Origin of the sequence: Pseudomonas sp. K5002, assembly GCF_013386655.1 — a bacterium.
Lineage (GTDB): Bacteria > Pseudomonadota > Gammaproteobacteria > Pseudomonadales > Pseudomonadaceae > Aquipseudomonas.
Genome location: NZ_JACARK010000725.1, coordinates 1 through 5,017 on the forward strand (window position 1 = coordinate 1; position 5,017 = coordinate 5,017).

Consider the following 5,017-nt stretch of genomic DNA (forward strand, 5'->3'; position numbering starts at 1 on the left):
CCGACAGCCGCGTGCGCTGGATGCGTGCGCCGCCGCAGTTGTACCAGAACAGCCGCAGCGTGGTCGCGATGATCGGCCTCGACGCGCCTGCCGCCGTATTGCCGGCCAATCAGCCTCAGGGCCTGCTCACGCTGGCGGCGGTGGTGGACACCTCGCAGGTCGACGAAATCGAGCGAGTACTGCAACTGTCGGTCTACAACCAGTTCACCCTGATCTCGCCCCAGGGCGACGTGTTGCTCGGCAGCCTCGGCGATGAACACATGGCGCCCCTGGGCCTGAGCTTCAACAGCCAGGGTTTGCGCTTCAAGATGCTCAGCGAGGGTGGCGAGCACTGGACCGGCCTGTACGCCATCAGCTATCAGGATTTCCTGCGCTACGCCAAATGGCCGCTGCTGGGCCTTGGCCTGACGTTTCTGGCGGCCGTGCTGCTGGGCTGGTGGATCAACCATTGGTACAAGACCCGCATCGTCAGCCCGGCGCAACGCGCGCAGGAGCGTCTGTTCGAGAGCGAGGCATTCAACCGCATCATGCTGCACAACGCCCCGGTGGGATTGTGCGTAGTGCGCCGCAGCGATCACCAGTTACTCCTGGAAAACCAGCGCGCGCTGCAATTGCAGGGCACCGCACCGCTGCTCGACGTGCTCAAGGCCAACGATGGCCCGGACACCCCCGGCGAGATGTGCCTGGCGGTGGAGGGGCGGTACTTGCAGGTCGTGGTGGTGGCGGCGCGGTACGAAGGTGAGGACGTGTTCCTCTGCGGCTGCAACGACATCACCCGACACGTGGACGAGGCCCAGTTGCTGACCCAGGCGCGCCAGGAAGCCACCGAAGCCAACGAGGCCAAAACCGTGTTCCTGGCAACCATGAGCCATGAAATCCGCACCCCGCTGTACGGCGTGCTCGGCAACCTGGAACTGATGGCCCTGACCGACATGAGCGAGCGCCAGCGCCACTACCTGGAAATTATCCAGGGTTCGTCCACTGTGCTGTTCCAGTTGATCAGCAACGTACTGGATGTATCGAAAATCGAATCCGGGCAAATGGCCGTGGAAGCGGCGCCGTTCAGCCCGGGCCAGTTGGTGGCGGAATCGGTGTTGGCGTTCAGCGCGACCGCGCGCAATAAAGGCTTGCAGATCGATGCCGAGATCGACCCGCTGCTACCGCCGCAACTGCTTGGCGATGCTGGCCGCATCCGGCAGGTCCTGCATAACCTGCTGGGCAACGCGATCAAGTTCACCGACTCCGGGCGCGTGCGTTTGCGCCTGATGGTGCAGCAACTACTTGACGATAAAGTGACCCTGCAATGGCAGGTCACTGACACCGGCGTGGGCATTCCGGAAAAGGCGCTGGACCAGTTGTTCAAGCCGTTTTATCAGGTAGCGGGCGACCAGGACGGCAATGGCGCCGGCCTGGGCCTGTCTATCTGCTCGCGCTTGAGTGAGTTGATGGGCGGCAGCATGCGCGTGGTCAGCGAGCCAGGGTTGGGCAGCAGTTTTTCGCTGTTCATCACCTTGCCGGTGCTTCAGGAAACCCTGCCCTCTGCGGAACAACCGCCGATGCCGCCGTGCCTGGACGCACCGTGCCTGAACGTGCGCGTGCTGGTCGCCGAAGACAACCCGGTCAGCCAGGCCGTGCTGCAAGAACAGCTCGAGGCCCTTGGCGCCCACCCCACCGTAGCGCGTGACGGCGAGCATGCGCTGCAAATCTGGGGTTCGCAGCCGTTCGACCTGGTGATCACCGACATCAATATGCCGCGCCTCAACGGCTACGACCTGGCCCGCGCGTTGCGTGAACAAGGCGTCCAGGTGCCGATCATCGGCGTCACCGCCAATGCCCTGCGCGAGGAGGGCGAGCGGTGCCTGGCGGTGGGCATGAACGCGTGGGTGGTCAAACCGCTGAGCCTGAGCATGCTGCGCCAGGCGTTAATGGCGCACTGCCGGCGAGCCACGGCCTTGCCGGTGGTGCAGGTGGACCGGGACCGCGAAGGCTGGATCGAGCTTTCCCCGGCCATGCGCCAACTGATGGCCGACACGTTGCTGGTGGATGTGCAGCAGATCGAACAAGGCCTGACGGCCGGCGATGCCACCCTCGTACGTGAGCGTTTGCACAGCCTCAACGGCGCGCTGGCCAGTGTGCGTGCCGGGGAACTGTCCAGCGCTTGTCAGGCATGGGAGAACACCCTGTACGACGCACCGCTGGATACATACGCCACCACGCAGATTCGAGGCGTGTGCGCACGGCTTACAGCGGTTGCGCAGTGCTTGCTGGCAGAGTCGCAAACTTGATGAAAGCCCATTACAAGGAAGATAAAGAATGCGAGAAATGAACGTTGTGATCGCCGATGACCACCCGATCGTACTGGTGGGCGTGCGCGAAATTGTGCAGCGTGATTCACGCTACAGCCTGGTGGGCGAGGCGGTCAGTTCCAGTCAACTGATCGAGCAGTTGCGCAAGCACCGGCCGCAAGTCCTGATCACCGATTTCAACATGCCGGGTGACGACACCTATGGCGATGGGTTGAAGCTGATCGAGTACATCCTGCGTCACTTTCCCGCGACCCAGGTGCTGGTGCTGACCATGATTTCCAACAGCCTGATTCTCACCCGCTTGCAGGAATTGGGTGTGGCCGGGGTGATCCAGAAGAACCACCTGCACGGCGAGATCGAAAAGGCCCTCGGCGCGATCAGTGCCCAGCGCAGTTACCGCGCACCGGAGCCCGCCGCGACTTCGGTCTTGGCCAATGTGACCCAGGTGCAGGCGCGCTTCCAGAGCCTGTCGCCACGGGAGATGGAAGTGCTGCGTTTATTCGTGACGGGCATGAGCGTGAGCGATATCGCGCGGCAGTTGAGCCGCAGCAACAAGACCGTCAGCGCGCAGAAGATTTCGGCCATGCGCAAGCTGGAGGTGGACAGTGACCAGGCGCTGCTGACCTATTGCATCGAAGCCCGGCAGTTTCAGTAATCAGCGGTACGTCATCTGCATCAACAGGGTGGCTTTGTAGCTACCCGCCTCGGGCAGCTCGCCCAGGGACACGGGCTTGACGCGCAGGGTCAGCGCCAACGGTTCGTCTTCTACCGGCCAGGTGCCGGTTTGGCCCAGGCCGATCCCCGGCTTGTCGGTCTTGTCACGCAATTGCACCTGCAACCCCAGGGATGGGAGATTGGTGAGCAGCACCGGGCTGACGGTGAGGGCCCGGGCCATGCCCGCCGACAAACTCAGCTCGACCTGAGCGCCCGCCTGACAGTCGAAGACCAGCGGCACATCGGTGGCGACGGTGCTGCCGTCGGCCAACTGGTTGAGGTTGACCTTGCCCAGGTCCACCTGTTGCGTACTCGGAAACCTTGCGGTGCACGGCGGTGCGGTCAGCTTGCCGCTGACGTCGATCTGCGCTTCTTCCGCCGCTTGCGCAAGGGCGGTGCTGGCTACGGCCAGCAGCATCCAGGCGAGCGCTTTCATAGGTAATTGAGGGTCATGACCATCGACGAGGTGAACGCGCCCGGCGCCAGCGTGCCGCGTTCGACCAGTTGCGCCTTGAGGCTGATATCCACGTCGCCGCTGAGGTTGGTGTATTTCTTGACGGTGCCATTGAGGTTTGCCGCCGTGTTGTCCGCCCACAGCAACGACACACCGAGGTTATCCGCCGTGGTCTTGGCCACGGTGGAGGTGTAGGTGCCGTTATTGGACGTGAAGCTGACATTTAGCGAAGAACCCGACGAGCACTTCAAGCGCACCGGCACTTCCACAGTGCCGGTGGTCGCCACCTGGTCAGTACGCACGTCGCCAAATGCGGCGGTCAGGGTTGTGCCGGTACTCAATACGCACGGTGGGCGGGTGAGGGTGCCGCTGACGGTGATATTCACCACGTCGGCAGCGTGAGCGGTGCTGCTGAGCAGCATCAGGGCGAGCAGTGGAGTTTTCATGGCAAGGCCCTCATTGATAGTCGATGTTCAGCGTGTATTGGCTCTGAAACGCACCCGTCGGTGATTGCCCGGCCGCCAGTTGTGGCTTGAAGCTCAGGTTTACGTCATTGCTGCCCACGCGTAACTGCATAAAGCGCGGGGTAGTGAAGTTCACCGGGTTCAGGGTGTCGGTCCACAGCGCCTGCATGTTCAAACCTGCCAGCGAGGTGCGCGTCACACCGGTAGTAGGGCTGACTACCGTCTGGTTTGGAAGCAGGTAGACGTTGGCTCGCATCTGCGCCGAGCATTTAATTGACACTGTGGTCGACTGCATCTGGTTATTGAGGTCGCTGTTGCTGATAGAGCCGAAGCGCAGGTTGACGCTGCCGGGTGAACTCAGGCTGCAGGCAGGCGGGACTACGGTGTATGAAAACCCTGTGTTAAGAAACCACTCGCCATAACCCAGCCAGTTTTCCGAGGTAACGCCCAGCAACACCCCTATCCAACGTGTGCCTGCAGTTTGGGGTGCTGTGCCCACCAGAATGTAGCGGTAAGGCACCACAGTATTAAGGGGTAGAGGCCGGCAGTAGCCGCCCAGGCAATTGCGGCTGTATTGGCCGATATTCAGATCGTATAAATAGATGTTGTTATACGGGTCGGACCATCTCAACGGGGCTTGATTCGGGCCGCTCATGTAGTTGATTCGCGTATTTAAACCGGCTGAATAGGGGAATGCGCGGCGAACGGTGCACGTGCCCTCGAAGACGATCCTGATCGCCTGGCCCGGTGTAAACGTGTAGCCGCCGCTCGGAACGCCTGGCACTGTGCAGTTGAGATTCCCTTCGACCAACGCTTGCGCCTGTTGTGAAAGGCAGCTCAATACTGCGCACAACAGCGCAAGCATCAGCCGTCCACGCACCTTATGTGTTGCTTTAACGATCATGTCAGGAATCCTTGGCACCCGACCCACCGGCCGCGCGCTCACATTGAATATTCATTTGGGTGATGCCGCCGTCGGCAGGCGATGTTTCGTCCAGCTTCAATTCACGGCTGCACCACGGCTGGCCGTCGACGCTGACCAACAACCGCGCCTCGGGCGGCACGCCGGTCAGGAACGC

At 61.9% G+C, this 5,017-nt stretch carries 5 protein-coding genes; 2 read left to right on the plus strand and 3 right to left on the minus strand.

Features of this window, described 5'->3' with window-relative positions:
• On the plus strand, window positions 1-2,285 hold a 2,285-nt coding region (locus tag HX846_RS27135; protein ID WP_178966466.1), incomplete at its 5' end, for an ATP-binding protein.
• A 28-nt stretch (window positions 2,286-2,313) separates the two neighbouring features.
• Entirely contained in the window at window positions 2,314-2,961 is a 648-nt protein-coding gene (locus HX846_RS27140) for a response regulator (protein ID WP_017477281.1), read from the plus strand.
• On the opposite strand, the gene HX846_RS27145 is transcribed toward HX846_RS27140, so the two are convergent.
• The 3 genes from HX846_RS27145 to HX846_RS27155 are packed head-to-tail and all read right to left on the minus strand — an operon-like array spanning window position 2,962 to window position 4,842.
• Window positions 2,962-3,456, minus strand: coding sequence for a fimbrial protein (locus HX846_RS27145; RefSeq protein ID WP_003218900.1), 495 nt, complete (start codon window positions 3,454-3,456; stop codon window positions 2,962-2,964).
• Window positions 3,453-3,920, minus strand: coding sequence for a fimbrial protein (locus HX846_RS27150; protein ID WP_003218898.1), 468 nt, complete (start codon window positions 3,918-3,920; stop codon window positions 3,453-3,455). The genes HX846_RS27145 and HX846_RS27150 overlap by 4 nt, the downstream gene beginning before the upstream one ends.
• Window positions 3,921-3,930: 10 nt before the next feature.
• Window positions 3,931-4,842, minus strand: a complete 912-nt coding sequence (locus HX846_RS27155; RefSeq protein WP_236260813.1) for a fimbrial protein — start codon at window positions 4,840-4,842, stop codon at window positions 3,931-3,933.
• Between the last annotated feature and the right edge of the window lie 175 nt (window positions 4,843-5,017).

Bases quoted from the DNA above. Each gene is read 5' to 3' on its own strand.
- HX846_RS27145 (WP_003218900.1), bottom strand. From the start codon at position 3,456: ATGAAAGCGCTCGCCTGGATGCTGCTGGCCGTAGCCAGCACCGCCCTT.
- HX846_RS27140 (WP_017477281.1), top strand. From the start codon at position 2,314: ATGCGAGAAATGAACGTTGTGATCGCCGATGACCACCCGATCGTACTG.
- HX846_RS27150 (WP_003218898.1), bottom strand. From the start codon at position 3,920: ATGAAAACTCCACTGCTCGCCCTGATGCTGCTCAGCAGCACCGCTCAC.
- HX846_RS27155 (WP_236260813.1), bottom strand. From the start codon at position 4,842: ATGATCGTTAAAGCAACACATAAGGTGCGTGGACGGCTGATGCTTGCG.